General features: G+C 73.5%; 27 protein-coding genes. 11 read left to right on the top strand and 16 right to left on the bottom strand.

Translation table 11 applies throughout. From position 1 onward, the window contains the following. Positions 1 to 40: 40 nt before the first annotated feature. From AMOR_RS09650 to AMOR_RS09640, 3 genes are all read right to left on the bottom strand, one after another. Complete coding sequence (locus AMOR_RS09650; RefSeq protein WP_248360598.1) at positions 41 to 3,304, bottom strand: UvrD-helicase domain-containing protein; 3,264 nt, start codon at positions 3,302 to 3,304, stop codon at positions 41 to 43. Next, complete coding sequence (locus AMOR_RS09645; RefSeq protein WP_248360597.1) at positions 3,301 to 6,066, bottom strand: PD-(D/E)XK nuclease family protein; 2,766 nt, start codon at positions 6,064 to 6,066, stop codon at positions 3,301 to 3,303. Before AMOR_RS09645 ends, AMOR_RS09650 begins: the two co-directional genes overlap by 4 nt. Positions 6,067 to 6,197: 131 nt before the next feature. Then, positions 6,198 to 6,584: a hypothetical protein gene (locus AMOR_RS09640; protein WP_248360596.1), complete on the bottom strand. Its 387-nt coding sequence runs from the start codon at positions 6,582 to 6,584 to the stop codon at positions 6,198 to 6,200. A gap of 201 nt (positions 6,585 to 6,785) precedes the next feature. On the opposite strand from AMOR_RS09640, the gene AMOR_RS09635 reads away from it, so the two are divergent. Both AMOR_RS09635 and AMOR_RS09630 read left to right on the top strand, forming a co-directional pair. After that, positions 6,786 to 7,340 carry a sigma-70 family RNA polymerase sigma factor gene (locus AMOR_RS09635; protein WP_248360595.1) on the top strand — a complete coding sequence of 185 codons (555 nt, stop codon included), beginning with the start codon at positions 6,786 to 6,788 and terminating at the stop codon, positions 7,338 to 7,340. A gap of 513 nt (positions 7,341 to 7,853) precedes the next feature. Beyond that, complete coding sequence (locus AMOR_RS09630; protein WP_248360594.1) at positions 7,854 to 8,669, top strand: anti-sigma factor family protein; 816 nt, start codon at positions 7,854 to 7,856, stop codon at positions 8,667 to 8,669. 28 nt (positions 8,670 to 8,697) lie between these two features. Here the strand turns inward: AMOR_RS09630 and AMOR_RS09625 are convergent, their stop codons facing one another. After that, entirely contained in the window at positions 8,698 to 9,072 is a 375-nt protein-coding gene (locus AMOR_RS09625; RefSeq protein WP_248360593.1) for an STAS domain-containing protein, read from the bottom strand. Between the two features lie 158 nt (positions 9,073 to 9,230). On the opposite strand from AMOR_RS09625, the gene AMOR_RS09620 reads away from it, so the two are divergent. The 3 genes from AMOR_RS09620 to AMOR_RS09610 all read left to right on the top strand — a co-directional run bounded on the left by AMOR_RS09620 (position 9,231) and on the right by AMOR_RS09610 (position 10,637). Further along, positions 9,231 to 9,533, top strand: a complete 303-nt coding sequence (locus AMOR_RS09620; protein ID WP_248360592.1) for an antibiotic biosynthesis monooxygenase family protein — start codon at positions 9,231 to 9,233, stop codon at positions 9,531 to 9,533. Between the two features lie 323 nt (positions 9,534 to 9,856). After that, positions 9,857 to 10,003: a hypothetical protein gene (locus AMOR_RS09615; RefSeq protein WP_248360591.1), complete on the top strand. Its 147-nt coding sequence runs from the start codon at positions 9,857 to 9,859 to the stop codon at positions 10,001 to 10,003. 256 nt (positions 10,004 to 10,259) lie between these two features. Further along, positions 10,260 to 10,637, top strand: a complete 378-nt coding sequence (locus AMOR_RS09610) for a hypothetical protein (RefSeq protein WP_248360590.1) — start codon at positions 10,260 to 10,262, stop codon at positions 10,635 to 10,637. 58 nt (positions 10,638 to 10,695) lie between these two features. Here the strand turns inward: AMOR_RS09610 and AMOR_RS09605 are convergent, their stop codons facing one another. The 5 genes from AMOR_RS09605 to AMOR_RS09585 form a co-directional block, all read right to left on the bottom strand. Beyond that, positions 10,696 to 12,774, bottom strand: coding sequence for an AsmA family protein (locus AMOR_RS09605; RefSeq protein WP_248360589.1), 2,079 nt, complete (start codon positions 12,772 to 12,774; stop codon positions 10,696 to 10,698). A 91-nt stretch (positions 12,775 to 12,865) separates the two neighbouring features. Beyond that, a complete protein-coding gene (locus AMOR_RS09600) occupies positions 12,866 to 13,369 on the bottom strand; it encodes a hypothetical protein (RefSeq protein WP_248360588.1) in 504 nt (167 codons plus the stop codon). Positions 13,370 to 13,397: 28 nt separating this feature from the next. After that, a complete protein-coding gene (locus AMOR_RS09595; protein WP_248360587.1) occupies positions 13,398 to 14,165 on the bottom strand; it encodes an LOG family protein in 768 nt (255 codons plus the stop codon). After that, positions 14,162 to 15,643, bottom strand: coding sequence for an RNB domain-containing ribonuclease (locus tag AMOR_RS09590; RefSeq protein WP_248360586.1), 1,482 nt, complete (start codon positions 15,641 to 15,643; stop codon positions 14,162 to 14,164). Before AMOR_RS09590 ends, AMOR_RS09595 begins: the two co-directional genes overlap by 4 nt. Positions 15,644 to 15,810: 167 nt before the next feature. After that, entirely contained in the window at positions 15,811 to 16,497 is a 687-nt protein-coding gene (locus tag AMOR_RS09585) for a phosphoribosyltransferase (protein WP_248360585.1), read from the bottom strand. Positions 16,498 to 16,770: 273 nt separating this feature from the next. On the opposite strand from AMOR_RS09585, the gene AMOR_RS09580 reads away from it, so the two are divergent. The 3 genes from AMOR_RS09580 to AMOR_RS09570 all read left to right on the top strand — a co-directional run bounded on the left by AMOR_RS09580 (position 16,771) and on the right by AMOR_RS09570 (position 18,464). Further along, positions 16,771 to 17,235 carry a CBS domain-containing protein gene (locus AMOR_RS09580; RefSeq protein ID WP_248360584.1) on the top strand — a complete coding sequence of 155 codons (465 nt, stop codon included), beginning with the start codon at positions 16,771 to 16,773 and terminating at the stop codon, positions 17,233 to 17,235. A gap of 61 nt (positions 17,236 to 17,296) precedes the next feature. Beyond that, positions 17,297 to 17,725 (top strand): CBS domain-containing protein, encoded by a 429-nt coding sequence (locus AMOR_RS09575; RefSeq protein WP_248360583.1) that lies wholly within the window; start codon positions 17,297 to 17,299, stop codon positions 17,723 to 17,725. A 7-nt stretch (positions 17,726 to 17,732) separates the two neighbouring features. Next, positions 17,733 to 18,464, top strand: coding sequence for a CBS domain-containing protein (locus tag AMOR_RS09570; RefSeq protein WP_248360582.1), 732 nt, complete (start codon positions 17,733 to 17,735; stop codon positions 18,462 to 18,464). A 33-nt stretch (positions 18,465 to 18,497) separates the two neighbouring features. Here the strand turns inward: AMOR_RS09570 and AMOR_RS09565 are convergent, their stop codons facing one another. Continuing rightward, entirely contained in the window at positions 18,498 to 19,445 is a 948-nt protein-coding gene (locus AMOR_RS09565; RefSeq protein ID WP_248360581.1) for a radical SAM protein, read from the bottom strand. Positions 19,446 to 19,507: 62 nt separating this feature from the next. Here AMOR_RS09565 and AMOR_RS09560 point away from each other — a divergent pair, with 62 nt between their 5' ends. Next, on the top strand, positions 19,508 to 20,077 hold the full coding sequence (locus AMOR_RS09560; protein WP_248360580.1) for a peptidase M54: 570 nt from the start codon (positions 19,508 to 19,510) through the stop codon (positions 20,075 to 20,077). 55 nt (positions 20,078 to 20,132) lie between these two features. Then, complete coding sequence (locus AMOR_RS09555) at positions 20,133 to 20,483, top strand: hypothetical protein (protein ID WP_248360579.1); 351 nt, start codon at positions 20,133 to 20,135, stop codon at positions 20,481 to 20,483. 116 nt (positions 20,484 to 20,599) lie between these two features. Here AMOR_RS09555 and AMOR_RS09550 read toward each other — a convergent pair whose 3' ends face one another. The 5 genes from AMOR_RS09550 to AMOR_RS09530 all read right to left on the bottom strand — a co-directional run bounded on the left by AMOR_RS09550 (position 20,600) and on the right by AMOR_RS09530 (position 24,978). After that, positions 20,600 to 21,343 (bottom strand): glycine cleavage system protein H, encoded by a 744-nt coding sequence (locus AMOR_RS09550; RefSeq protein WP_248360578.1) that lies wholly within the window; start codon positions 21,341 to 21,343, stop codon positions 20,600 to 20,602. Positions 21,344 to 21,802: 459 nt separating this feature from the next. Next, positions 21,803 to 22,789, bottom strand: coding sequence for a YwqG family protein (locus tag AMOR_RS09545; protein WP_248360577.1), 987 nt, complete (start codon positions 22,787 to 22,789; stop codon positions 21,803 to 21,805). Between the two features lie 134 nt (positions 22,790 to 22,923). Further along, positions 22,924 to 23,382, bottom strand: a complete 459-nt coding sequence (locus tag AMOR_RS09540) for a YaiI/YqxD family protein (protein ID WP_248360576.1) — start codon at positions 23,380 to 23,382, stop codon at positions 22,924 to 22,926. Positions 23,383 to 23,581: 199 nt separating this feature from the next. After that, positions 23,582 to 24,004 (bottom strand): hypothetical protein, encoded by a 423-nt coding sequence (locus AMOR_RS09535; RefSeq protein WP_248360575.1) that lies wholly within the window; start codon positions 24,002 to 24,004, stop codon positions 23,582 to 23,584. Between the two features lie 230 nt (positions 24,005 to 24,234). Beyond that, complete coding sequence (locus AMOR_RS09530) at positions 24,235 to 24,978, bottom strand: glycine cleavage system protein H (protein WP_248360574.1); 744 nt, start codon at positions 24,976 to 24,978, stop codon at positions 24,235 to 24,237. Positions 24,979 to 25,062: 84 nt separating this feature from the next. Here AMOR_RS09530 and AMOR_RS09525 point away from each other — a divergent pair, with 84 nt between their 5' ends. Next, the gene (locus tag AMOR_RS09525) at positions 25,063 to 25,308 is read left to right on the top strand and encodes a hypothetical protein (protein ID WP_248360573.1); all 246 of its coding nucleotides are present in this window, start codon (positions 25,063 to 25,065) and stop codon (positions 25,306 to 25,308) included. A gap of 108 nt (positions 25,309 to 25,416) precedes the next feature. On the opposite strand, the gene AMOR_RS09520 is transcribed toward AMOR_RS09525, so the two are convergent. Continuing rightward, positions 25,417 to 26,574 carry a Gfo/Idh/MocA family protein gene (locus tag AMOR_RS09520; protein ID WP_248360572.1) on the bottom strand — a complete coding sequence of 386 codons (1,158 nt, stop codon included), beginning with the start codon at positions 26,572 to 26,574 and terminating at the stop codon, positions 25,417 to 25,419. Positions 26,575 to 26,587 lie beyond the last annotated feature (13 nt).

The raw sequence follows: 26,587 nt of genomic DNA, 5'->3' as shown, positions 1-26,587 counted from the left end.
TTCGCGATCCTGATCGTGTCCTACGGGCGGAAGCACGCGGTCACGCGGCCGTGGTCGACCGCTCTCTCCACTCCTCCACCACCCGACCCACGTCCACCTCGACGATCTCCCCGCGGATCGGCAGGTGGATGAACGCGGCGAGGAGCGGCTTCCCGAGCGCGCGCTCGAGCACGAACGCGTAGAGCCCGAGTTGCGCGGCGTACGCCACGACCCGCTCGTCCCGCTCCCGGTCGTTCCCCGGGAACGACTTGTGGTCCACGAGCACGAAGCCGTCCGGCCGCTCCAGGAACAGGTCCACCTCGCCCTGCAGCAGCCGGGGCTCGCCGCGATCGACGAGGCGCGCGCGCACCGGCCACTCCCGCCGCCACGCGGCCCCCGGGTACCTGGCCTCGAGGAAGGCCCGGAGCGCGTCCGACGCGTGCACGAGGCTCGCCGGCGCGACCGTCCCCGCGACGCCGTACGCCGCGAGCAGCCGCGCCGCGACCGCCTCGCGATCGCCCGCCCGGCGATCCGCGGCGAGGAAGGCATGCACCGCGTCCCCGAGCGCGCCCATGTCCGCGACGTCACGGAGCGGCGCCCGGCCCGCGAGCGGCGTGACCGCCACGATACGGCCCGGCTCGCTCGCCGCGACCGGCTCGTTCGACGGGTTCACCACCTCGCGGCCGCGAATGACGCTCGGCGCACCGTCGTACCAGGGGCGCGCCGCCGCGGCGACCGGCTGCGGCTCGACCTCGGCGCCGGACAGCGCGCGCACGCGGCACGGCAGCGCGACGGTGCCGGCGCGCGCGACGGCCATGCCCTCCACTGCGCCGAACGGCATCGCCAGCACCGGCTGACCGGCGACGTCGCGGAGCGGCTCGAGCGCAGCGACACAGGGCGCGCCCTTCTTCACGCCCGCGGCGAGGACGAGCCGGTCCCGCGCGCGGGTGAACACCACGTACAGGAGCCGGACGCGCTCCCGAGCGTCGTCCTCGCGGAGCGCCGCCGCCGAGGGCGTCTCGTCGACGCGGTCGGCGAGCTCGAGCCCCGCGGAGAGCTTCCCGTACGGCCAGGGCCACCACCGCACCCAGCGCCCGGCGAGCGGGCGCGCCGGGTCGAATCGCTCCGGCCGCTCGATGCACGCGTCCCACGGATCGCGGTCCTTCGCGAACGCGAGCGACGCGAGGACGACGACGGGCCACTCGAGCCCCTTCGCCGAGTGCCACGTGCTGAGGGTCACCGCGTCCTCGGTCCCGGGCACCGCCTGGTAGTCGGCGTCCTTCTGCTCCGCGAGGGTCGCGAGGTGCTCGACGAGCCCGGCGACGGTCGCCGCGCACCGGCGGACGCGGCACAGGTTCTCGTAGGCGCGGGCCGCGCCGCGGAGCGCCTCGACGTTGGCGAGCCGCTGGGCGGGGTCCGGCCAGGTCCGGAGCAGCTCGAGGACGGCCGCCGCCGCGAGCGCGGCGTCGAGCGCCTCCGCCGGCGCGAGCGATCGGGCGCGCTCGTGCAGCGTCCGGAGCGCCGCGACGCGCGCGTCGTCCGAGAAGGGCAGGGCGGCGCCGGGCGGGACCGCGCCCACCGCCTCCGCCGACGCGCGCGCAGCCCGATCACGGGCGGCCTCGACGAGCCGGGCCGAGAGCCAGGCGTCGGGATCGGCCGCGCCGCCGCTCAGGTACGAGACGTCCATCGCGGCGACGCCGTCCGCCGGATCCGCGACGAGGGCGACCGCCGAGCGGACCAGGATCGCCTCCGGCGTCTGGGCGAGGTCGGCGAGCTCGAGCCGCGCCGGGATGCCCCGCGCACGGAGCGCGCTCGCGATGGCGCGGCAGTCCTCGTTGCGCCGCGCGAGCACCGCCACGTCCTTGCGCCGGAGCGGCCGCACCACGCCGGTGTCCTTCTCGCGGACCGGCGGCGCCTCGGCGAGGAGCCGGAAGACGCCATCCGCGACCGCGTGCGGCTCCCCGTTGCCGTCCCAGGACCAGCACTCGAGCACGGGCGCGTCGCGCAGGGCCGGCGGGTCGGGGCGCTCCGCCGGCGTCGTGATGCGGACCTCGCGCTCGTCGAACCCGTGCGGCGCGAGCGCGTGCGCGAACAGCTCGGAGGTGAAGTCCACGAGCGGCCTGCGCGAGCGCCAGGACTCGGAGAGGAACTCCGGCTCGCGCCCGCCGAGCGCGTGCGCCATCGCCTCGCCCATGAGGACCGGGTCGGACCCCTGGAACCCGAAGATCGCCTGCTTGCGGTCCCCGACCCAGACGCTCCGGCGCGCGATGCGCTCCAGGGCGGAGACGACCGCGAGCTGCATGGGCGAGGTGTCCTGGAACTCGTCCACGACGACGAGGTCGAGCTTCCCCGCGAGCGACGCCGCGACGCCGGCGTCCTCGAGGAGCCGCGCCGCGAGGGCGAGCATGTCCTGGAAGTCGACGACCCGGGCGGCCTGCTTCGCCTCGGCGTAGGCGTCGAGCGCGTCGGCGGCGACGGCGAACAGCTCGCGCGTGAGGTCCGTCAGATCGGCGTGGAACGACTCGGCGGAGAGATGCCACGGCACCGTCTCGAGGAGCCCCGCGACGAGCGGCTGCTCCGCCCCGGTCCACTCCTGCCGGACCGCCTTCAGCTGCGTGGCCCAGGGCGGCAGCCCCCGATCGAGCGCGCGGACGAGGTCGGCGACCGCGTCCCGCCGCGCCCCCGCCGCCTTCCCGGCGCGGTTCAGCGCGCGCAGCCGGCGATCGGCCTCGCGCGCCTCTGCGCCGAGGCGCTCCAGGTACTCCTCGCCCGTCATGCTGATGGGCGGCAGCACCGCCGCGAGCGCCGCCAGGCTCCGCTCGCCCGCCGCTCGCAGGCCGGCGCCGTCGAGGCCGTTCTCGCGCGCGAGCTCGACGATCTTCCGGAGCGGTCCCGTCTCCCACCCCTCGAGCTGGAAGCGGGAGGCGATCCGCTCGATGGGCGCCTCGCGCCCGGCGAGCACCGCCGCGAGCGCCTCGGCGAAGAGCCGCTCCCGCTGCGGCTCGGCGATCGGCTCGAGGAAGGGCGAGTGGCCCGCCTCGAGCGCGAGCTCGCGGAGGAGCCGCTCGCAGACCGAGTGGACCGTGCCGAGGTACCCGTCGCGCACGCGCGCGGCGAGGTCGCCCCGGCCGGCGCGGATGAGGTCGGTGCGGATGCGGCTCTCGAGCTCGGCGGCGGCCTTCCTGGTGTAGGTGATGGCGACGACGCCCTCGGGCCGCGCGCGGTCCGGGCTCGCCTCGGGGGCGAGGAGGGCGTCGCGCACGGCGCCGGTGAGGTGGAAGGTCTTCCCGGTCCCCGCGCTCGCGGAGACGACGTGCACGGTCATCGCGCGACCTCTCGCAGCTCGACGGCGCAGACCGCATCGTACTCGCAGTACTTGCAGGGCGGGTCCATCGCGCCCGGGCCGCTCGCCGGCGCGGGGCAGCCGGCCGCCTCGCCGGCCTCGAGCTCGGAGGCCTCGCGGAGCTCCTCCCGGCGGGACGAGACCACGCCGCGCCGGAGCGCCGCGCGCCAGAAGCGGAGCGCCTCGCGCGCGCCGTCGACCGTCGCCTGCATGGTCGGGCCGGAGAGCTCGCGCGCCCGCGTCCCGGGGAACGCCCCCCGGTCGACGGTGAGCAGCTCGCCCTGGCCGATCAGGAAGTAGCCGGTGGGCGGGAGGACGCCCTTCGTGCGCGTCAGCTCGGCGTAGAGCGCGACCTGCAGCGCCTCGCCGTCCTGGAGCTTCTCGCGGTAGTACTTCGCCCGCGCGAGCTTCAGGTCGACGACGGCGGGGACGCCGTCCTTCTCGAGCACGAGGTCCGCGTACCCCTCGAGCGCGGCCCCGTCGAGCGTGCCCCGGAGCTCCTCCTCGACGCCGCGAACGCGCCAGCCGCCGTCCTGCAGCAGCCCGAACAGCGCGCGCGCCGCATCGCAGACGACCTCGCGCGCGCGGTGGCGCTGGACCTCGGCGCCGCGCGCGACGAGCGGCGCGGCCTCCTGCGCGACGCGCGCGTCGAAGGCGCGCCCGGCCCGGCTCGCGGCGTCGTCGGGCGTCGCGGTCGCGAGGTCGAGCCGCTCCGGTCCGTGGAGGAGGTCCTCGAGGAGGGCGTGCGCGAACGTGCCGAGGAGGCGATTGCCGCTCGGGATGCGGGCCATGCCGCGCCGGCGCAGGCCGGCGGCGTGCTCGAGCACCCACGCGACCGGGCAGCCGAGGAGCTTCTCGAGGGAGGACGGGGAGAGCCGGTCCGTCGAGACGAGGTCCGGCGGGACGTTGAAGACGCCGCGCGGCGTGACCTCGGGTGCCGGGGCGCGGTCGGAGCGGGCCGGGGCGACGTGTCGCGCTGCGCCCGCGAGCGCCGCCTCGGAGGTCACCGTGACGGAGGCGAGGGCACGCTCGAAGCGCGCCGCGATCTCGTCGCCGAGGGGGTGGGCAACCGTCGGCGCCGCGCCGTCGAGCCGCCAGCGCACGAGGACGAGCCGGTCGCGGGCGGCGAGGACGGGGCGGCGCCACCCCGCGGCCTCCGCGCCGCGACGCGCACCGGGCTCGGGCACGGACACGCCGCTCGACCGGAGCGCCGCGCGCTCCGCGGCCGTCCACGGCTCCGGCGACGGCCCCGGGTCGCCGCCCAGGAACCCCCACCAGACGACCTCGCGCGCCGGGGCGTGCACCGCGCCGGGCTCGTGGGCGATCGCGGCGCGCCCGGCCTCGCCCGGAGCGCCGCCGTCCATGCCGGCTCCGGCGGCGACGTCGTGAAGCTGCTCGAGCTGCACCGGGGGGAAGCGGGTCCCCGGCGGCTGCTCCGCGACGAGGCGCTCGAGGGTCCGCGCGACGTGGGCCGCGGCCTGCAGCACCGGATCCGGCGCCTCGCCGGCGCGCGCGCGGGCTTCCGCCCAGCGCGCGACGGACTCGCAGAGCTGGACCGCGTCCGGCGCAGGCAGGCCGATCGCGGGATCGTGCGCGACGCCGCCGAACCAGGTCTCGATCCGCTCGCGGAGGCGCCGCTCGGCCTCGCGCGCGGCGTCGGGGTCGTCCGGGCGCTCCGCGCGTGCGCGCGCCGCCTCGTGCGCGGCGGCGTCCTCGACGGCCTTTCTCCACGCCGGGCTGCCGATGCCGGGCTGCTCGACGAGCGCGTCGAGGAGGCGGCGCCGCGCGTCCCAGGGGATCGGCGTCACGGGCAGCATGAGGAGCTCGGCCGCGCGGAACGGATCGCGCGGCGCGAACGCGAGCGCGAGGCGGAGCGGAAGGACCTGGAGCGCGGGGCGCCGCCGGGAGCGCTCCGTCACGCCGAGCGCGGGGAGGGCGTGACGCGCGAGGGTGGCCTCGAGGGCGCCCGCGTCGGCGCCCGCGACGAGCGTCGCGTCTGCGAGCGGCCGGGTGGCGAGGTAGGCGGCGGTGAGCTCGCCGGCCTCGAGCGGCGAGTCGGCCTCCAGCACGAGGACGGTGCCGTCGTTCGCGAGCGGCGCGGCGGGCGCCGCGCCCGTGGAGGAGAGGAGGGCGCGCTGGAGCCGGCCGAGGTCGGTCGACTCGGGCGCGGCGGGCTCCTCGGGCGCGGCGGGCTCGACGGCGGCGCCGCGGACCGCGAGCGCGGTGAGGACGCGGCGGACGATCGGATCGAGCGCGGCGTCGGGCGCGGCGACCTGGAGCGCGAGCGGCTCCGGGAGAGACGAAGCCCGTTCGATCTCGGCGAGGAGCGCGGCGTACACGTCGGCGAGCCCGGACGGAAGCGGAGAGAGGCCCGGCCCAGAGAGCCGCTCGGCGGCGGCGAGGTCGGCGAGGCGCGGAGAGCCGGCGAGCGGCCCGCCGTCCCAGCCGGCGGCGCGGAGCAGATCCCGGAACCCGACGAGGAAGGCCGCGACGCCGAAGGGGTCCTTCGCGCGCGAGGCGGAGAAGGAGCGTCCGCCGTCGTCGAGGAGGGCGAGGCGGGCGGCGTAGGCGGAGACGCGCTCGGCGTGCGATGCGGGCTCGCCGCGGAGGCCGTAGAGGCGGCCGAGGCGCTTCGCGAGCGCGAGGGGACCGGCGCACTCCCAGCCCGCGCGCGCCTCGCCGTCCGCGAGCGCGTGGCGCCAGGCCGTTCCGCCGTCGGCGGCGACGATGAGGATGCGGAGCATCCGAGGTCCCCCGGCGACCGCCGGCTCCCGGCGGCGATCGAAGAGCATCGTACTCCGGGGGTCGGACAGGCGGCGATCAGGCCGTTGGGAGCTCCGTCGCCGGCGCCTGCGCGCCGGCGAACGGAGGGGGGCTAGGGCACGCCCAGCGCGCCGCCGACGTCCTCCGCCGGACAGCTGAGGTGAAGCTGCCCGCGCCCGTGGGTGAGCAGCGTGAGCGCGACCGGGTGCCCGGCCAGAACCGGCGTCCGGGTGTTGAGCTCGGTGACGAGCACGTCCCAGCGGCAGGCGTTCGGGCTCTCGCGCTTCAGGACGAGCTCGAGCTTCTCGCTCCCGTTGACCTGGATCTGCCTGGGCTGCGGGCCGTGATCGGTGATGCTGACGTCGACCCGCCGAGGCGACGAAGCCTCGGCGACGTCGTCGGGGTAGGTGGTGTCGTCGTACGGGGTTCCCGGACCGGCGTAGGCCGACCCCGAAGCGAGGAGGAATCCCGAAACCGCGATCCACAGCGTTGCACGCATTGTCGTCTCCTGTTCCCGAGGCGCCGAGATTGGCACCGCGCGTTCGCTCCTCACGACGCTGGCGCCGGACGGCTCGTTCCATCGTCGAGGCGATGGAACGAATCTCGAAGGGGCGTCGTTCAGCTCGAACGGCTCTCCGGCCGGACCTCGGCTGCGGGCGGGCCGGGCCAACGCGATCGACTCGGGTTAAGGGTGAGGCGCATGCCGTTCGAGCTGTGGCCGAGGGCACGCGCCCCTGTGGGCGCCAAGGAGACGCTCGTCCACGCCGACGCGCTGTACAACCTCGCCCGCTACCTCACACGCGACCCGAACGACGCAGAGGACCTGGTCCAGGAGACGTACGAGCGCGCGCTGCGCGCATGGGGTCAGCTGGAACGGGACACGAACGTGAAGGCGTGGCTCTTCAGGATCCTGCGCAATGCGTTCATCTCGCGTTACCGGCAGGAGACGCGTCGTCCAGCTCTCGAGCTCTACGACACGACCGAGCAGGCCCCCGAGGGGGCGGCAGACGACGGCTCGGCCTCCACGCCGGGCGGCGCCGAGCCCGAGCAGATGCGCCGACTCGTTTCCAGCGACATCGAGGCGGCGCTCCGGACGCTGTCCGAGGACGCTCGAACCGCCATCCTGCTGGACCTGGAAGGCTTCACGGAGAGCGAGGTCGCCCTGATCGTCGGCTGCGCGGTGGGGACGGTCAAGTCGCGGCTGAACCGAGCGCGCGCAGCGCTCCGGCTGAAGCTCGCGGACTACGGAACATAGCACCCGCCCGAAGCCAAGGTTCCCCGCCCCTGCGGCAGTCTCGCTCCGGGCAACAACGGAGTCAGCGGATGGTCCGCTCACACGACCGCGGAACGATAGGTGGCGTCGCAGCGTTCCGCACGGCGAACCCGAAGTGAACGGACACCGCGCCATGAGAGGCTTGATCACCGGTAAAGACGTCGTCCTGCATGCTTTCACCATCATCCGGCTCTGGGGACTGCCGACGTATCTGCGGTGCCTGCGCGCCACGCTGAGCCGGAGGCCCACCACCTTCCTCGGAGTCGTCTGTGCGTGCCGTGGTTGAGGCTCGGCCGCTTCCAACGCGGTTGCGTCCTCGTGCGTCGATGGAACGCAGGCTGCGGCTCATTGCGCGTCGTCGGCCTGGCCGCTCACGGTTGGGGCGCCTGCTCGCCACGGAGCGCTGGGATGGAACGATCCGGGGCCCGGCGGCGTAGAGGTCAATGGGGGCTGGAATGGCGGTCCCACGGAGGCGGGTCAGGATCGGGACGGAACATGAACTGCGCAGACGTCCAGATGCTGCTGCATGACTTTCGCAAGCGGCGGCTCGATGGCGGGCTTCACGCCGAGGTCGCTGCTCACCTCGAGAGCTGCATGGCCTGCGCCAGCGCCGACCGAGCGGAACAAGCCTTGGACGAGGTGCTCGAGCAACGGCTGCCGCGCCATGCGGCCCCGGCCGCGCTGAAGCGACGACTCGGACCGCTCGTGCTGATGGGGCCGCCCGCGGAAGCGCCGGCGCACCGCACGATGACGCGATGGGCGCGCTTCGTCGCTCCTGCGATGGCCGCAGGGCTCGCCCTCATGGTCGGCGGCGTGCTCATGCGGCGGAGCTCGAGCCAGGGCAGCGCCCTCGCCAGCCTCGCCGCGGAGGTCGTGAACGATCACCTGCGCGTGCTCGTGAGCCAGCACCAGGTGGAGATCGAGAGCGGGGGCAAGCACCAGGTGAAGCCCTGGTTCGAGGGCAAGCTCGACTTCGCACCGGAGGTCCCGGCGCCGGAAGGCACGGAGCTCCGGCTGCGAGGTGGCTCCGTGGGCTACGTCTTCGACCGGAAGGCGGCCGTGCTGGTCTACGCGCTACGCCAGCACGTCGTGACGCTGCTCGTCTTCCGCACCGAGGGGCTCGCCTGGCCCGACGCGAGCGCCGGGCAGGCCGGACCGGTGCGCAGCCGCGAGACGTCGGCGCGCGGCTTCAACGTCGTGCTCTGGCGCAGCGGTGAGCTGGGGTATGCGCTCATCTCCGACTCGGACGCGAAGGAGCTCGGCGAGATCGGCAACCAGCTCGCGGGCGCGGTTCAGGAGCCGGGTCGCTGATACCCCGAGCCGGACTCACCGTCAGTGCTCATGGCTCGTTTCCGGCTCCGATGTGCGAGAGCCCCGCGCCGAGATGGCGCAGGATCCGGAGCTGCCGAGTGGAGAGCCCGCGAAGCGCGATCCGCTGATCTCCGCTGGCTTCGGCGAGCCGCGCGACGGCCGCGACGCCGACCTCGTCGAACTCTCGAACGAGCCCGACGTCGATCACGAGGTCGCCCTCAGGCTCCTCGCGGATCCGTGCCAGCAGACCGGCCGCTGCGGCAGCATCGAACCTGCCCCGGAGGCGGAGGACGCGCCGGCTTCCCTCGATCCAGCCGTTCAGATGTCTCGTCCCGAGCGAGATCCCCGCGATGCGCGGGAGCACCCGGCGATCCACGCCGACCGCTTTCGTCCTCCGGTCCATGTGCCGCTCCTTCGGCGCCGGCCCGGCGCCGCTCACGGCCAAAGGGACGTCGGACCGCGGCGGTTCGTTCCACGCTCGCGCGAAGGAACGGTCCGGGCTGCTCGCGCGTCCACCGCCGAGGGCATGCGTCAGGTGCTGGCGGCGGATAAGTCTCCAGCATGTACATCGCCATGAACCACTTCCGCGTGGCGCCAGACCGGTGCGAGGAGTTCGAGAGGGGCTGGCGCGAGCGCGAGACCTACCTCCACGATGTGCCTGGCTTCGAGACGTTCCATCTCCTCAGGGGTCCGGAGGAAGATGCCGCCCGGCTCTACGCGTCGCACACCGTGTGGCGCGACGAGGCTGACTTCCGGGCGTGGACCGAGTCCGAGGCCTTCCAGAAGGCGCACAGCCAGGGACGATCGACCGCGAGCACGATCCTGGGACCGCCGAAGTTCGTGGGTTGGCAGGTGGTCCTGTAGGAGCCGCGCGGAGAGAGCGGTCCACGAGCCGAGGCCGTGGCCGTCGCGATCGTTCGAGCCGTCGCGCCTCGAGCGGGTTCGTCGCGCCGCTGCCTGAATCCTCTCCGTCCGCCGCGGCTCCCAACCTGAGCATCGGCCCGACCGAGGAACCCATGACCGACAGCAGCCCCGCCATCGACGTCAGCGCCGAAGCGCGCGCGCTCCTGGCCGCCGCCCTCGCGGACGGCGGCGGCGCCCGGTACATCCGGGTCCACGTCGGCCATGGTTGAGGGGGCTGGTCGTACGGGCTGGCTCTGGACGAGACGGCGAGCGATGACGACGCGGTGATCGACGTGGCGGGGATCCCGTTCCTCGCGGAGAAGCACCAGCTCAACCTCGTGGTCGGGCTCCGCATCGAGGTGGAGGAGCGGTACGGGCGCAAGGTGCTGATCGCCTCGCACTCGATGTGGGACGGGGACGGCGCCTGCTGACGCCGGCGCCCGGCGGGACGCAAAGGCCTGCCGCCCGGCGAAAGCCGCGACGGACGGCGCGTTCGCGGCCGTGTTGGTCACGGAGGTGCAGCCCTTCGCGGTCGACGCGCTTCCTCCGTGTGTGAGCGGGTCGGCCGCGGCCGAGTAGCCGAGCGAGCGGCGCGGCCGTTCCCAGTAGAGGCCGCCGCCTGGGGGCGCCGACGAGGAGGGGATCCTCGGCCAGCGCGCGGGGGCGTCGCGCCATTAGAACCCCCGCATGCCGCCCAGCCGGAAGCTCCTCCTCGTCCTCTTCGCCGAGGATTCGTGCCGCCAGAACCACGCACTCATGTACGCGCTCGATCTCCACGATAAGGGGCACGCGGTGAAGCTGATCCTGGAGGGAGCGGCGACGAAGCTGGTGGGCACGGTCCAGTCCGCCGAGTCACGGACCGGAGCGCTGCTGCGCCAGGCGCTCGACGCCGGCGTCCTCGCCGGCGCGTGCGGACGTGCGTCGTCGGGCTGCGCCAGCGAGGATCCGACGCGGAAGGTCGCCGACCTCGCCCAGGCGGCGGGCGTGCCGCTCCTCGCCGATCTCCACGGGCACGCGAGCATCGAGCCCTTCGTGCGCGAGGGATACGAGATCGTCGTCATCTAGCAGCAGGCGCTCCGAGCTCGGGCGCCGTCTTCGCTCGCCGCCGCGCGGTCCAGTGCGCTCACCGCCGCCCCCCGCCGAGCCCCTTCAGCACGTCGAGCGCGCGCCGGCCGGCGCGCTCGGCCCCGCTCCGCGCCGCCCCCGCGGCCCGTTTCGCCTGGCCGCTCGCGGCCCCCGCCAGCGCGGCCCCGGCGTCCACGCTCACCGAGGGTGACCCGAGCGTCCCGCCCACCCGGAGCGGCACGTCCAGTGTCGCGGGCCGCCCTGCGGCCGGGGTCTGGCCGGTGAGGGCGCTCCAGGGCACGGCCGCGGTGCCCGCGAGCTCGAGCCGGCCGTCGAGCCCGATCCGACCGCCGAGCTGGACGTCGCCGAAGGGCGCCCGGAACCGGACCGGCGCGCGCGAGGTGAGGAAGCCGTCCCGGACGGTGAAGCTCCCGGCGAGGTCGTGGATGGGCGTCGTGCGACCGTCTGCGCCGGCCACCTGGCCGGCTCCGCCGCCACGACCGGCGACTCGGAGGACGCGGGAAACCGCCGCGCGCACCGGCGCGCCGAGGTCGGCGGTGGTGAGCACGCCGTCCTTCAGCGCGAGCTCGGCGAGGCCGTGCACCCCTTCCCGGATCGTCGCCCACTCCGTCCCCGTGCCCTCCACGTCCAGCGTGCCGCCGAGCGCGCCGGCGAGCGGGGAGTCGCCGGAGAGGGCCTTCGTGGCGGCGGCGAGGTCGAGGCCGGAGAGCCGGCCCGCGAGCCGCCACGCAGGCTCGCGTGCGCCGAGGTCCACCCGCGTCCCCGCGCCGGAGAAGCGCCCGCCGTAGACCGCCGCCTGCACCTCCTCGAGGGCGAGGACGCCGTCCCGGAGCGTCGCCCGTGCCCTGACTTCGGTCGCTTCCACCCGACCGGCCCGGAGGCTCCCGACTTCCACGGTCCCGCGCGCCTGCGCCGCCGCGAGCTGTCGCCGCAGCGAGGGCGGGAGGAACCCGCCGTCGCCCGCGCTTCGCGCTGCGGGCGCGGCGTGCTGCTCGGGCAAGACCCCCATCACCGCGTCGAGGTCGAGGAGCGGCCCGGTCACGACGAACCGAACGCGGAGCGGCGAGAGCTCCACCTGCGCGTGGCCTCCGAGATCCACGCCGGGGCCGCGCACCACCAGGTCGGTCAGGTCGATCCGACCCGCCGCCGGGCGGGCGAGAGGGAGCGCCGCCGCGGCCCGGAAATGGCCGGAGGCGGGCTGGCCGCGCAGCGAGAGGTCGGCGAGGTCGCCGTGGCCGTCGAACCGCCAGGCCCCGTCGGCGGTGGTGACGGTCGCGTCGAGCGAGGCTTTGCCGGCGCGCACGATGTGGCCGAGCGCGCCGGGGAGGAGGGCGCGGATCCGCTCGAGCGGGAGACCGCTCAGGCGCAGGGATCCCTCCACCGCGGCCCGGTCTGCGCCGGCGGTCCGTGCCGCCGCCGACAGCGCCGAGACCTCCAGGTCGGCGTGGAGGTTCTGGACGTCGCCCGCGAGCGCCGCCGCGAACCGCAGGCTGAGCGGCTGCCCGGCGCCGATGCCGCTCGCCCGCAGGTCGAGCCTGGTGAGGGCGACCGCGGCTGCCTCCGCGCCGGCGCTCCGGTCCACCACCCGGATGGTTCCATCCTCGATCCGGAGCTCGCCCACCGCCACCACCGTCTCCCGGCCACTGCCGGTCGGCTCAGGCGACGGCGGCGCGGCGCCGGCGGCGCGCGCGCCCAGCCCATCGAAGCTCCAGCTCCCGTCGGCGGCCCGCACCACGTTCACGGTGGGGCGAACGAGCGAGACGGCGCGGATGTCGACCTCGCGGCCGAGCGACAGGAGGAGTGGCCAGAGCCCCACCTCCACGTCGAGCGCTTCTGCCTCCGCGAGCGCGGGCTCACCCGGCCTGCCGGCGATCCGGAGGCCGTCGAACCGGACGTGCGGGTGGGGCAGCACGCCCAGCCGGGCGCCGCGCACCGTCACGTCGCGGCCGAGCGCTGCCGAGGCGCGGGGCAGGATCAGCTCCGTCACCCGTCGGGTGACGGAGCCCGAGTCGACGAGCAGGACGAGGGTGGCGAGGAAGAGGACCAGAGCGCCGGCCAGGGCCCCCACCCCGAGCCCGATCCTGCGCGCCAGGCGCGAGGGTCGATCTCGGGCCATGCGACCTCCACCCCGAAAGTTCGGGTCGCCCAGGCGAAGACGCAACCCGTCGCCCTCTCGCCCTTTCGACAGGCTCGGACCGGCGCAGCTCTCACGGGAGCTGCGCCGTGATCAGGGCGCCGATGCCTCTGCTGGCGAGGATGACCGCGAGCGCCGCGGCGAAGTGCTTGCCCAGCTCGACCACGAAGCTGACCTTCCGCTCCCGGGCGAGGGCCCACGTGAGGGCGACGAGCAACGACAGCCCCCAGGCCGCCGAGGCGATGACCGCGCTGCCGATCGGCAGCAGGACGACGAGCAACACGAACGTCAACGCGAGCAGCAGCCTCGTGACGAAATTGCTCCAGGTCGCGATGAATCCCTCGCGTGCCTCGAGCCGCCGCTCGGATTCCTGATAGATGTGCATGCTGAGCGCGTCGGTGAGGTTGTCCGCGAGCGCGACGATCAGCAAGCCGCTCACGATGGTGGATTTCGTCGCGGTCGCCGCGTCCAGGCCGAAGATCAGCGCCACGCTGGTCACGATCGCCGCCGTGCCGCCGAAGCTGACGTTCCCGATCTTCATTGCATTGCTCCTGCGGCCGATCAGGTCTGCCAGCACGAACGCGTCGTCGGTGAGCTGCCTTGCGTCACGGTGGCGTTCGCGAGCTCGCGAAGGCGGGCGTCACCGCTTCCGGCTCGGGGCGCAGCCAGGACTGGAGCAGGCCGAGCGCGGTGGCAGGGTCGTCGGCGAACGTGAACAGATCGAGATCCTCGCGGCTGATCATGCCGTGACGGACGAGGGCGTCGAAGTTGACGATCTCGTTCCAGTACGTCGAGCCGTAGAGCAGGACCGGCGTCCGTCGCGTCAGCTTCCCGGTCTGCTGCAGGGTCAAGATCTCGGCCAGCTCGTCCAGCGTGCCGAACCCGCCAGGAAAGACCACGAGCGCGCGTGCCAGGTGTGCGAACCACAGCTTGCGCATGAAGAAGTAGTGGAACTCGAAGCAGAGCTCTCGCGTGATGTAGGGATTGGGCCGCTGCTCGCGCGGCAACCCGATGTTGAGCCCGATGGTCCTTCCTCCCGCCTCGGACGCGCCCCGGTTGGCGGCCTCCATGATGCCGCCGCCTCCGCCGGAGCAGACGATGTACCGGTGGGCGCCCGACGGGAGGCTCTTCGACCACGCGGTGACGAGACGCGCGAGCGCTCGCGCTTCCTCGTAGTAGTGGCCGAGCGGACCATCGGGCGAGAGCCTCGCGGAGCCGAAGAAGACGACGGTGTCGTGGATGCGCTCCCGGCGGAATACCTCGAGCGGAGCGAGGTACTCGGCCAGGATGCGCAGCGGCCGCGCCCCGTCGCTGTCCAGGAACTCCCGGTTCTGGTACGCGAGCGAAGCGTGGGGTTTCGGGGTGCGGTTCATGTGCCCTCGCGAGCTCGGACGAAGTCGATGAAGCCGTGCTCGACATCCGTGTGCACGAGCTCCACACGGAGCCGGTCGCCCACGTCGAGACGCTCGAAGCCGCGCACCACCTTGCCTTCCACGGGTGGCCGGGAGATGCGGACCCACGTCCCCTTCTCCGACGCGCCGGTCACGATCGCATCGAACCGCTCGCCGATCCGCGGCGCGAGGAGCAGCGCGGCCGCGGACTTCAGCACCTGCCGCTCCACCTTGGCCGCGTTCCCCTCCTGCTCGGTGCAATGCCGGGCCAGCGCGGCGAGCTCGTCGTTTCCATAGGGTGGCGCGCGTCCGGCCAGCGCCGCCTTGAGCATGCGCTGCGTGACGAGATCGGGAAAACGCCGGTTCGGCGCGGTGGAGTGCGTGTAGTCCTGCACTGCGAGGCCGAAATGTCCCGTCGCCTGCTCACCGGGAAGCTCCAGCGCATACTCTCCCGAGCCCAGGAGCTTGATGACCGAGAGCGAGAGGTCGGCGAAGCGGGCGGGATCGCTCCGGCGACGCTTCGTGAGGAAGCCCTCGAGCGCGAGGGCGCTCGGCTCCGGGGGCAGGTGCTCGCCCACGGCGGCCGCCAGGTCGACGATCCGCGCCCAGCGCTCGGGCGAGCGCAGCACGCGGCGGAACGAGGGGAACCCCTTGCGTTCGAGATACCTCGCGGTCACGCCGTTCGCCGCGATCATGAAGTCCTCGATCAGCGCCTTGGCTCGATTCTTCTCGTCCGGCCGCAGAGCGGTCAGCACACCGTCCTCGAACACGGGGCGGGCCTCGATCGTCTCGAGGTCGAGCGCGCCGTGCTGGGTTCGCAGGCGCTTCATCCGCTGCGCGACCTGATCCTGGATGCGCAGCTGCTCGTCGAGCCCCGGCACCGCCGAGACGACGGGCGGTGGGGGCGCCGCGCCGTCGAGCCAGGCCGCCACGCCGTCGTACGCGAGCTTCGCGTGGTTCAGGACGACCGCCCGGTAGACGTCGGAGTACGTCACCGCGCCGTCGCCGCCGACGGTCATCTCGATGGCGATCGCGAGGCGCTCCTGGTCTTCGCCGAGGGAGGTGAGATCGGTCGAGAGCTTCTCGGGGAGCATCGGGAAGATCTCGGCGGCCGTGTAGACCGAGGTGGTGTTGACCCGCGCGTGCCCATCGATCGCGGAACCGTTCCGGACCGTGGAGTCGACGTCGGCGATCGCGACCAGGATCTTCACCGCGCCGCTCGCGGCCGGGACCGCGACGGAGAGCTGGTCGAGATCGCGGGAGTCGTCATTGTCGATCGACGCCCACGGCAGGCCGCGGAGATCGCGGATCGAAGGGCTCACCTCCGTCGCGGCCCGCGTGATCGCGCTCATCTCTGCCAGCGCTGCGGGTGAGAACTCCGGCAGCAGCCCACGCTGGATCATCGCTCGCCGTGCGATGTCCCTCAGCTCCTCCTTGCTCGCCAGGGCAGGACGGTTCATCGCCCAATGATAAGGGCCACGCCAGCCCGTCGAACGAGACCATCCTTCTCCCCGACGGGGGGTGCGCCTGAACGCTCGCTACGCGAGTTGCTCACGGTGAAGGACGCGAAGGTCCAGCGCGTCCTCCATGCCCGCTCGATTCCGAGCTGCGACGCGACGATCAGGGGCTAGTCCACCGGATGCGGCGGCGGCTCGATCCGCTCCAGCTCTCGAGCCCCGTCCGGCGCGCTCGCGCGGTGCATGCAGTCGATCACGTCCTCGTCGGAGACCTGCTCGAACCGCTCGTACCACTGACCCACGGCGAAGAAGACCTCCGGCAGCTCGACCGCGACGATGGCGTCGAACTCCGAGCGGAGCTCCGGCTGCGACGCCGCGGCGATCACCGGCGCCGCGAGCACGACGCGGGCCGCCCCGCGCTGCCTCGCCGCACGCCCGGCGGCGAGCGCCGTCGCGCCGGTCGCGACGCCGTCGTCGACGACGATGGCCGTTCTTCCCGTGAGGTCGCGCAGCGGCCGGCCGCCTCGATAGGCCTGGATCCGGCGGGCGATCTCGGCGCCCTCGCGGACCCCGACCGCCTCCACCCAGGCGTCGCCGACGCCCACGTCGCGCAGGGCCTCGTGGCTCACGTAAACCGCGCCGCCCTCGGCGATCGCGCCGAGCGCGAAGTCCGGCGACCCCGGCGCGCCGAGCTTGCGAACGACGATGACGTCGAGCTCCGCGTCGAGGAGACGCGCCACCTCCACGGCGACGGGGACGCCACCTCGCGTGAGACCGAGCACGATCGGCCGCTCCGCCCGGAACGGCTCCAGCTTCCCGGCGAGGAGACGGCCCGCCTGCGTCCTGTCGTGGAACATCGCTCTACCCCGCTCGCGAAGCGCCACCGCCGGGCTCCGTCACCCGGGCAACATGGGCCGGGGCCGCTTGCTCGGCGCGATCATCGCCCCGGGCATTCACGTCCGTCCATCGGGCCTTCCGGAGAGCGCCGTTCGCGCGAACCCGGAACGACGGGCGAGCGGCCGAGCGGCGCGAGCGCGCCGGAGCCACGCACGCCCCCAACCGGCGAATCCGGAGGACCGGAAACTCGCGAGCGCGCGGAGGTCTACGCTCTCGATCCCGGAGGTGGAGCGATGAAGGTGAAGGTGCAGGAGCTGATGACGCGGGCGGTCTGGACGTGCCGCGCCGACGACCCGATGTCGGTCGCCGCGAGGGTGATGTGGGAGCACGACATCGGCGCGGTGCCCGTGCTCGGCGCGGACGAGAAGATCGTCGGGATCGTGACCGACCGGGACCTGTGCATGAGCGCGTACTTCACGGGCGAGCCGCTCGCGGCCATCCCGGTCGAGCACGCCATGTCGAAGGTGGTGTTCACGATCGAGCCGGCGCACACGGTGGGTGAGGCCGAGCAGCTGATGCGGTCGAAACGGGTCCGGAGGCTGCCGGTCGTCGACGCGGGCAAGCTCGTCGGGATGATCACCCTCGGCGATCTCGCGCGGGCGGCGCACACCCACAAGGCGGTGGCAGCGAGCGACGTGAACGCAGCCTTCGCCGCGGTCGTCGAGCCGAGGCGCGCGCCGGAGGCGGCAGCGGCGTGAGCCGGGCAGGGAACGTCCGGTGGGGGGCTCCATGCGAGTCGGCGAGATCATGACGCGTGAGGTGAAGACGGCCGCTCCGACCGAGTCGGCCGAGGACGCGTACCGGCGCATGCGCCTGCATCGCATCCGTCACCTGGTCGTGATGGAGGGCAAGCACGTGATCGGCATCCTGTCCGAGCGGGATCTCGGCGGAAGCCGCGGGACGACGTTGCGCACCGGCCGCACGGTCGGCGACCTGATGGCGCGCGACGTCGCGACCGCGAAGGCGGAGACGACCATCCGCCAGGCCGCGAACATGCTTCGTGGCAGGACCATCGGCTGCCTCCCGGTGATGGAGGACTCGAAGCTCGTCGGCATCGTGACGGTGACCGATCTCCTCGAGCTCGTCGGGGAGGTGATCCGCAAGGCATCGACCGACGCGAGGTGGAAGCCGGTCCGGCGGATGGGGCGGTGGCCCCGGAACGCCGAACCGGGGCGCGCCCGGTCGTGACGAGGGGGTGATTCGAACGCTCCTGGACATCCGAAACATCCACGTACTCTCCGGAGACGGCCAGGCGGCCGAGTTGCAGCGCGTTCACTGCCCGGCTCACGACCGGACGGTGGCGCTCGAGCAGTGCCTCGCCTGCGCCGAGAGCGGGGGAGTCACGCACGACGCGGTGACGCACCTCGAGTACGCGTCGTGCCGTCAGGTCGGGGCCGGCGCAGAGGCCCGCCGGGAGGAGGCCCGCAAGGCGGCGGAGCGCGCGCCGGTGTCGGCCGTCATGACGAGGGACGTGTTCGCGGTGCGTCCGGACCTCGGGCTCGAGGCCGTGACGGAGCTGCTGCTCGAACGGGGCTTCGGGGGCGCGCCGGTGGTCGACGGGGAAGGGCGCCCGATCGGCGTCGTCTCGAGGACGGACGTGCTCGATCACCGGTTCGACGCCGGGGACACGGGCGAGGCGATGGCCGCCGGCGCCCGGGTCAGCCGAGGTCACTACCGCGTCGAGCTGGGGCGGGGCGTTCATGCGGAGCCGCCGCCGGACGGCTCCGTGGCGGACGTCATGACGCGCTCGCCGTTGACCGTGCCCGAGAGCGCCCCCGTCGCGGAGGCGGCCACGCTCATGGCGGAGCGCGGGATCCACCGCGCGCTCGTGGTCGCGAACGACGGCAGGCTGTCTGGCATCATCACGACGAGCGACATCGTGCGCTGGGTCGCCGAACGCGGTCGCCAGCGGCATCCCCGGGCGTGAGCGACGGCGAGGCCTGCTCACGGCGCTCCCGCTTCACCGGACCGACGCAGGATCGAGCCGCCGCAGCCCGAGGCGGCTCGCCGCGTCGCGCGCCTCGTGCAGCTCCGCGGCCGTCGGGCGCCGGGCGAGCGTCTCGTGCTCGAACGCTCTGAAGCACGGCCGGTACTGGCCCATCAGGTTCACATGGGTGTCGGGCGAGAGCTCCTCCGCGACGAACCTCAGGACCTCCTCGGTGCCGGACAGGCCGCCCGGGAGGACCAGGTGCCGCACGAGCAGCCCGCGCCGCGCGATCCCGTCCGGATCGACGACGAGCTCGCCGACCTGGCGGTGCATCTCGCGAACGGCGGCGCGGCTCACGGCCACGTAGTCGCGCACGTGCGAGTAGCGGCGGGCCAGGTCAGGGTCCGCATACTTCATGTCCGGCATGTAGATGTCGATCACGCCATCGAGGAGCGCGAGCGCCTCGGGGCTGTCGTAGCCGCCCGAGTTGTACACGAGCGGGAGGCGAAGGCCTTCGCACGCGGCGATCGGCAGCGCCGCGAGCACCTGCGCGACGACGTGGCTCGGGGACACGAGGTTCACGTTGTGGCAACCCACGCGCTGGAGCGAAAGCATCATGCCGGCGAGCTCCTCCGGCTCGACCTCGCGCCCCTCGCCTGCCCAGGACAGCTGCCAGTTCTGGCAGTACACGCAACGCAGGTTGCACCAGGAGAAGAAGATCGTGCCGGACCCCGCCCAGCCCGTGAGGCACGCTTCCTCGCCGAAGTGCGGGAAGGCAGCGTCGACGCGTGCCCGCTCGCCAGTGCGGCAGACGGCGCCGCGGGCGGACTCTTTCCGGTTCACGCGGCAATGGCGACCGCAGAGATCGCACGACTCGAGGTGGCGCGAGGCGATTCGAGCGCGCTCGTCGAGCTCGCCCGATGCGAGCAACCGCACGTATGCGGGTTCGCGCGCGCGGGTGTCGACCGGAACTCCCCTCATCGCCGCCATTCTCGCCCCTCGCACGGGCGAGCCGGCGGATCCGTCGCTACGGTCAAGAGGGTATGGCGGTTGGTCCAGGAAGTGTCGCGCAGCGAGCCGCGCGCATCATCGCGGTCGCGCCGGTCGGGCGCGCAGCCCCTGCCGTCGTCAGGCATCTGCACTCCGTCCTCGAGGATACCTTCGGTCGAGAGGTCATCGACGCGCCTGGCCTGCCGCTCGCTCTTCGTGCCTACCGGCCCGCCCGTGGCCAATGGCTCGCGACCGACCTCCTCGACGCGCTCGCCCCGACGCGAGCGGCCCGCTGCGAGAGGATCCTCGGGGTCGCGGAGGTGGATCTCTTCGTCCCCGACCTGAACTTCGTCTTCGGCGTAGCCGACGCCGCGCTGGGCGCGGCGCTCTTCTCGCTCGCGCGGCTGGTGGCGCCCCGGGATCCGCAGCGCACCCTTCGACGCGCGGCCACCGAGGCCGTCCACGAGCTCGGTCACACGTACGGGCTCGGTCACTGCAAGGACCCGCGCTGCGCGATGTGGTTCTCGAACACGCTCGCCGAGACCGATCGCAAGGGTGCGCGCCTCTGCGCGCGAGACGCGGCCGCGTTGCGCCGGGCCACGGCGTTGAACGACGCGGATTAGCCTGCGGCTGGGAGTCCCGATGACAGCGCTCGGGCGGCCGTGCCATCCTCCTGGCATGCGTCGCGTGGCCACCCGCGCAACCTGCATCGCCCAGGGCACGCACGAGGGCACGGCGTGGGCCTGCACGCGTCCCGCGGCGAGCGGCGGGCTCTGCGAGGGCCACCGCAAGGCGCGCCAGCGCGGACGGCCCATGATGCCGCTGCGGGAACGCCCGCACGGTGCGGCCGTGGAGCTCGTGATCCGGCTCACCGAGGAGGACCGCGCGCAGCTCGGGGCGAACCCGGGCGAGCGGGCCGGCGCGATCGTTCGCGCGGTGCTGGCAGAGCAGCGGCGAAAGCGGCTGCCGGGTGCGCCCGCGCAGCTGCGGCTCGGGCTGCAGCCGCGCCGGCGGGGGGCACGCCGGTAGAATTCTCCCGGGGAGTCGCCGCTCCCAGGCGGGCTCGACGATCCATCCGTGGAAACGGGCGCGGGGAGCCGGATCAGGGCTCCCCGCTGCTTCGACGGTCGTGGCCGGTCGCCGCTTCAGGTCAGGAAGAGCTCCCGGGCGAGCGCGTCCCAGCGGTCGCCGGCGAGCGCGCGGGCGATGCCGTGGACCGGGGTGCCGCCGTCCTGCAGCACCTGCCCGAGCTCGGGGTTCATCCTCTGCGCGAGCGCCTCGCCCGCCTCCTCGAGCATCCGGAGCGCCGGACGGTCGGTGTGGAGCTGGCGGAAGTTCGCGGCGAGTCGTGGCGCCTCGACCTTGAAGAGCCAGCCCGCGCCGTACGGGTCCTCGAGCGCGCCGTGATTCGCGGCGGGGTTCACCGCGACGACCGTGCCGTCCACCGGCGAGAGCATCGGGACGTCCCGACCCTCGTCGCGCAGCGCGATGGCGGGCTCGCCCTGGAGGACCTTCGCGCCGAGCGCGGGAAGCGCGACCGCGGCGGGCCCGACGAGCTTGTGGGCGAAGTCGTCGATGCCGACCGAGACGAGGCCGTCCGACTCGAGGCGCGCCCAGGTGTGGCCGGGGTGGAGGTGGACGCCCGGCGGGACGTGGAACCAGCCCGCGCCGGCGGAGCGCGGCAGCGCGACGGCGCCGGCAGGCTTGAAGTGAGCGGCCGCGGCGGCGAGCTCGGGGCGCGCGGGCACCGCGGCGCGCACCGCCAGGATCGGCTCGCCGCGCCCGCCCTGCACGTACCGCCAGAACGGGATGAAGAGGAGCAGGTAGCTGATGGCGAGGCAGTACTCCATCAGCTTCGCCGGGTAGATCGAGAGGAACTCGTGGGGCATGGCGACCTCCTCGTCTTCTGCGTGTCCGGCTCGAGGCTCCGGAAGCTACGAGTTCGCCGCGACGAGCTCGAGGGTCTTGAGGACGACGATGCCGATCAGGGCCAGCGCGAAGGCGAACATCATGGCGTGCTCCCTTTTCGTTGCTGCTCCGGGTGTTCCTGCTGCTCCGCTTCGCTCGCTTCCTGGTTCCCATGCATCGCAAGCGACGGGCCAGCCGGGCAGCGAAGGCGCCCCACGCGGATCGCGGCTTGGTTCCGCAGGGTTGGGAGGAGCGTGCGTTCTGGCGCACGGTGAAGCGCGCCGGTTTCGAGCGAGTCCGTTGAAGAAGATCGCAACGGATGCTGAGTTCCGCGACGCCGTGTGGCGGGGGCGTGCGCTCGACGCGACGAGTGATCCACGTGGACCATTCGTGCCGCGCGAGAACTCACGAATTGCGCGACGAGGAACGCGGGTCGACTGCTAGTGGCACTGCAGGACGAGCCAGGTTCGGTCGAACCGGCGCTCGCGCACGTCCTCGTCCCTCGCGAGCAGGTAGAGGCGGCCCGCGTCGCCCCACTCGAAGCGGGCCAGCGGATCCGAGTCGAGCTGGAGTAGCAGGCGCCATGCCTCCGGACGGAGCGCGCCCGCGCTCCGCCGGGCCGCGTCGACCTGCGCCGGAGAGCCGGTTGGAAAGCCGGACGCCGTGAGCGCCGCCTCCTCGCGGGCGTCGGACTGGATCCAGCCGGCGAAGCCACGGACGCGGTGGTCCGGTTCGGCGGAGAGCGCGAGGGCGTGAGCGATGTAGGCCTCATCGGCGCCGTCGCCGGCGAACGCGGGCCCGGGCAGCTCCTCGGCCATCGGCAGCACGCGGACCGGAACGGGCGCGAGCCTCCGGGTCGGGAAGACAGTGGCGCCCTCCGGCGCTGTGCGGGGCGGAGCGCCCGCAGGGACGTGGAGCACCGCGAAGCGCTCGCGGTCGGCGGGCTCGAAGCCCCAGGGCATCGCGTCGACGTCGTAGAAGAGGAGGACGAGGCCGTCGGAAGGGAGTCCGGCCGCTGCCTCGGGCGCGCGCGCGTGGAGGGCTGCGAGGTCGAGCTCGGCGAGGAAGGACAGCGGTCGGTCCGGCCCCGCGGGCCAGGGCACGTCGGAGGGAAGGTGCGGGGCGCCGCCGAGCTGGGTCGACGCGGGCCCGGCCCCCGGCCCCGCGTCGTGCCCGAGGCTCTCGAGCGGCTCGAGCCGCGCCGCGGGCGCGAGCAGCGCTTCGAGGCGAGCGCGGTGCGCCTCGAGCAGGGCCGGGAGCGGCGCGCTCGTGCCCGCGAGCGGCGGCCCTGGCGGCGGCGTTGGCGTCGGCAGGGGCGCCCTGGCCCTGAGACGGTCCCGCCGCGTCATCCACCAGATGAGAACGCGCGCGAGCACGAACACGGCGAGGAGGACCGAAAGGGCGGCGCGGAGGACATCCCGGAGCACGCCCACAGCATGCCCCACTCGCTCCTGCCGGCGCCGCTACTTTCCCGCGGGCCCTTCCCAGGTGCGCTCGTCTGATCGGTGGCGGCGCGCCGAACATGCAGCGTGACCGTCGGCAGCGCTTCCGCTGCGTCCAATCACGGTGGTCGCCGCATCGCCTTCGAGACCTCGCGATCGAAGGCTCCGGCAAACTCCCGCGTCTCCTTGGGTCCAAATCCGCTCGGGCCGCCCGTCACGACCCCGCCCTCGCGCAGCTCGTGATGGAAATTCCGCACCGCGAGCGCCTCGCCGACGTTCTCCTCGGTGTAGACGGTGCCCCTCAGGTCGAGCACCACGACACCGCAGGCGACGAGGGCAGCGGCCAGCGGGATGTCGGCCGTGATGGCGAGGTCGCCGGCCTTTGCCGACTTCGCGATGTATCCATCCGCGACGTCGAGGCCCATCGCCACTCGAACGGTCGAGACGTACCGTGAGGGCGGTAACCGGATGTTCTTGTTGGCCACGAAGACCGTAGCGACGGCCAGGCGCTCCGCCGCCCGGATGACGATCTCCTTCACCGCCGCAGGACAGGCATCGGCATCCACGAAGATCTTCACGGGAACCACGGTACGTGAGTCTGGAGGAGCCGGCTACCTGCCCGCGTCTTCTCGAGCCTTCGAGTGGACGCCAGCCGCCGCTGGGCAACGTCCAGCTCGAGTCGTGCACGAGAGCGCGAGCAAAGAGCGCCGCCTCCAACGCACAGGGCCCGACCGCGTGAGCGACCGGGCCCCGTTCCGCGTCGAGTGAGGCGCGGGCCTACTCGCTGGCCGCCGCGCGTCGCCGGTCGGCGATCTCGCGCTCGAGCGCGTCGAGCCGCGCGTCGACCTCGCTCCCCGCTCCGCCTTCGCTACCGGCGCGCCCGGTGAAGTGCGCCTCGCCGAGAGGCAAGCCCGGGCTCATCGTGGCCGCGAGCTCCGTGGCGGGGCCGCCGAGCATCCGGACGCCGACGGAGGCGAGGGAGCGCGCGGCGAGGACGAACCCGACGAGCGGGAGGAAGACGAGGAAGGTCGCGCCGAGGATGGGCGTGAGCACCAGCGCCATGGCCGCCGGGACGCGCAGCCAGCGTCCGGGGGCGTTCGGGAGGCGCGCGCCGTCGTGGGCCACTGCGTCGATGGTCCAGCGCGAGGGGTTGAAGTAGAAGCCGCCGTTCACCGTTGCGCCGCTCTCGTAGGTCGTCATGTCGTGCTCCTTCCTGATTCCACTCTCGCCCTTCGGCGCGAATGCCACCATGCGGAGCGATCCGGGGTCGCGCGGGAAAGATCCCGCAGGAAACGTCAGGTGGACGCCCGAGTGGCAGGGTGTCGCAGCCTGGCAGTGTGGGTGGCGTCGAGGATCGACCCGTGAAAACGCGCGCGGGGAGCCGGTTCAGGGCTCCCCGCCGCTTCGACGGTCGTGGCCGGGTCGCCGCTTCAGGTCAGGAAGAGCTCCCGGGCGAGCGCGTCCCAGCGGTCGCCGGCGAGCGCGCGGGCGATGCCGTGGACCGGGGTGCCGCCGTCCTGCAGCACCTGCCCGAGCTCAGGGTTCATCCTCTGCGCGAGCGCCTCGCCCGCGTCCTCGAGCATCCGGAGCGCCGGACGGTCGGCGTGGAGCTGGCGGAAGTTCGCGGCGAGTCGTGGCGCCTCGACCTTGAAGAGCCAGCCTGCGCCGTACGGATCCTCGAGCGCGGCGGGATTCGCGGCGGGGTTCACCGCGACCACGGTGCCGTCCACCGGCGAGAGCATGGGGACGTCGCGGCCGCCATCGCGCAAGGCGATGGCGGGCTCGCCCTGGAGGACCTTCGCGCCGAGCGCGGGGAGCGCGACCGCGGCGGGCCCGACGAGCTTGTGGGCGAAGTCGTCGATGCCGACCGAGACGAGGCCGTCCGCGTCGAGGCGCGCCCAGGTGTGGCCGGGGTGGAGGTGGACGCCCGGCGGGACGTGGAACCAGCCCGCGCCGGCGGAGCGCGGCAGCGCGACGGCGCCGGCGGGCTTGAAGTGAGCGGCCGCGGCGGCGAGCTCGGGCCGCCCCGGCACCGCCGTACGCAGGGCGAGGATGGGCTCGCTGCGCCCGCCCTGCACGTACCGCCAGAACGGGATGAAGAGGAGCAGGTAGCTGATGGCGAGGCAGTACTCCATCAGCTTCGCCGGGTAGATGGAGAGGAACTCGTGGGGCATGGCGTACTCCTCGTCTTCCGCTGTCCGGCTCGAGGCGCCGGGAGCTACGCGTTCGCCGCGACTTCGAGGGTCTTGAGGACGACGATGCCGATCAGGGCCAGCGCGAAGGCGAACATCATGGCGTGCTCCTTTTCGTTGCTGCTCCGGGTGTTCCTGCTGCTCTGCTTCGCTCGCTACCTGGTTCCCATGCATCGCAAGCGATGGGCCAGCCGAGCAGGGCAGGGCGCGCCGCACGGATCCGGCTTGGTTTCGCAGAGTTACGAGGAGCGCGCGGTGTGGCGCACGGTGGAGCGCGCCGGCTCCGCTGAAGAGGATCGCAACGGATGCTGAGTTCCGCGACGGCGGGCGTGGCGTCTCGGACGAGTGCCCGTCAGGTCGAGGTCGGACGCGGTCTCGTGCGGTTCTGTGCGCTGCCCACAGCCTTCGGGCGCCCCGACCTCACCCCGGAAGCTCGACCCAGCGTCCGGTCCGGGAGCTCTCCAGGAGAGCGTTGCAAAGGAGCATCTCCCGGTGCCCATCCGCGAAGGTCGGGAAATCCCGGGGAGCAGCGAAGTCGCCCCCAGCGACGTACGCGTACACGCTCGAGAACAGCTGGCGAAACGTGTCGGGGTAGCCTTCCTGGTGTCCTCCGGGGTACGCGGTCCGCGCCCGCGCCGCGGCGGAGAGGAGGGACGGGTCCTTCTCCAGGATCTCGTTCGGCCGCTCGCGGTGCCCGAGCCAGAGGTGGTTCGGCTCCTCGGAGCTCCAGGCCAGTGAGCCCGTTCCCCCGTCCACCTGGAAGGAGAGCGCGTTCTTCCGTCCGGCGCTCACCTGGGAGACGACCACCGAGCCGAGGGCCCCGTTCTCGAGGCGGAGCAGGATGGCCGCCTGGTCCTCGGTCGACACGGCGACGTTCTCGCGCTCGACGGGAGCTGCGCCCCCGGAGAAGGTCAGCACCTCGCCCCTGGGCCGGCGCCGCGTCGGGTGGACCGTGGAGAAGTCGGCGAGCACGCGAGACACCTTCGATCCGGTCGTCCAGGAAACCAGGTCCAGCCAGTGCGTCCCGATGTCCGCCACCACCCGCAGGGCGCCGCCCTGCGCTGGATCCAGCCGCCAGTTCCAGTCGGTGTCGTGGAGGAGCCAGTCCTGCAAGTACGAGCCGTGGACGGCGTGGACCTTCCCGAGCGCGCCTGCGCGGATGCGTTCGCGCGCCTCGCAGACCAAGGGATAGAAGCGGAGGTTGTACGCCACCGCCGCCACGACGCCCGCCTTCTTCTCCAGCTCGACGAGCTCGGCCGATTCCGAGCTCGTGAGCGCGAGCGGCTTCTCGCAGACGACGTGGCGCCCCGCCGCCATCACCTCGCGCGCGAACGGGGCGTGGAGCGCGTTGGGGACGGCCAGGTGGTACACGTCCGCCCCCGACGCATCGAGCGCGGCCCCAAGGGAGCCATAGGCGCGCGGGATGCCGAGCTCCGCCGCGCTCCTCTGCGCCCGCTCCTCGTCGGCGCCCACGAGGGCGCGCACCTCGACGCCGTTCCGGCGCAGCGCCTCGACGTGCGCCGGTCCGACGAAACCGGCGCCGACGATGCACGCGGTCGGGCTGGCTCCTGGGCGCATACGAGCCTCCTGT

Origin of the sequence: Anaeromyxobacter oryzae (assembly GCF_023169945.1) — a bacterium.
Taxonomy (GTDB): Bacteria; Myxococcota; Myxococcia; order Myxococcales; family Anaeromyxobacteraceae; genus Anaeromyxobacter; species Anaeromyxobacter oryzae.
Note: the sequence above shows the minus strand (reverse complement) of the source record. Positions and strands in the feature narration are given on the sequence as shown.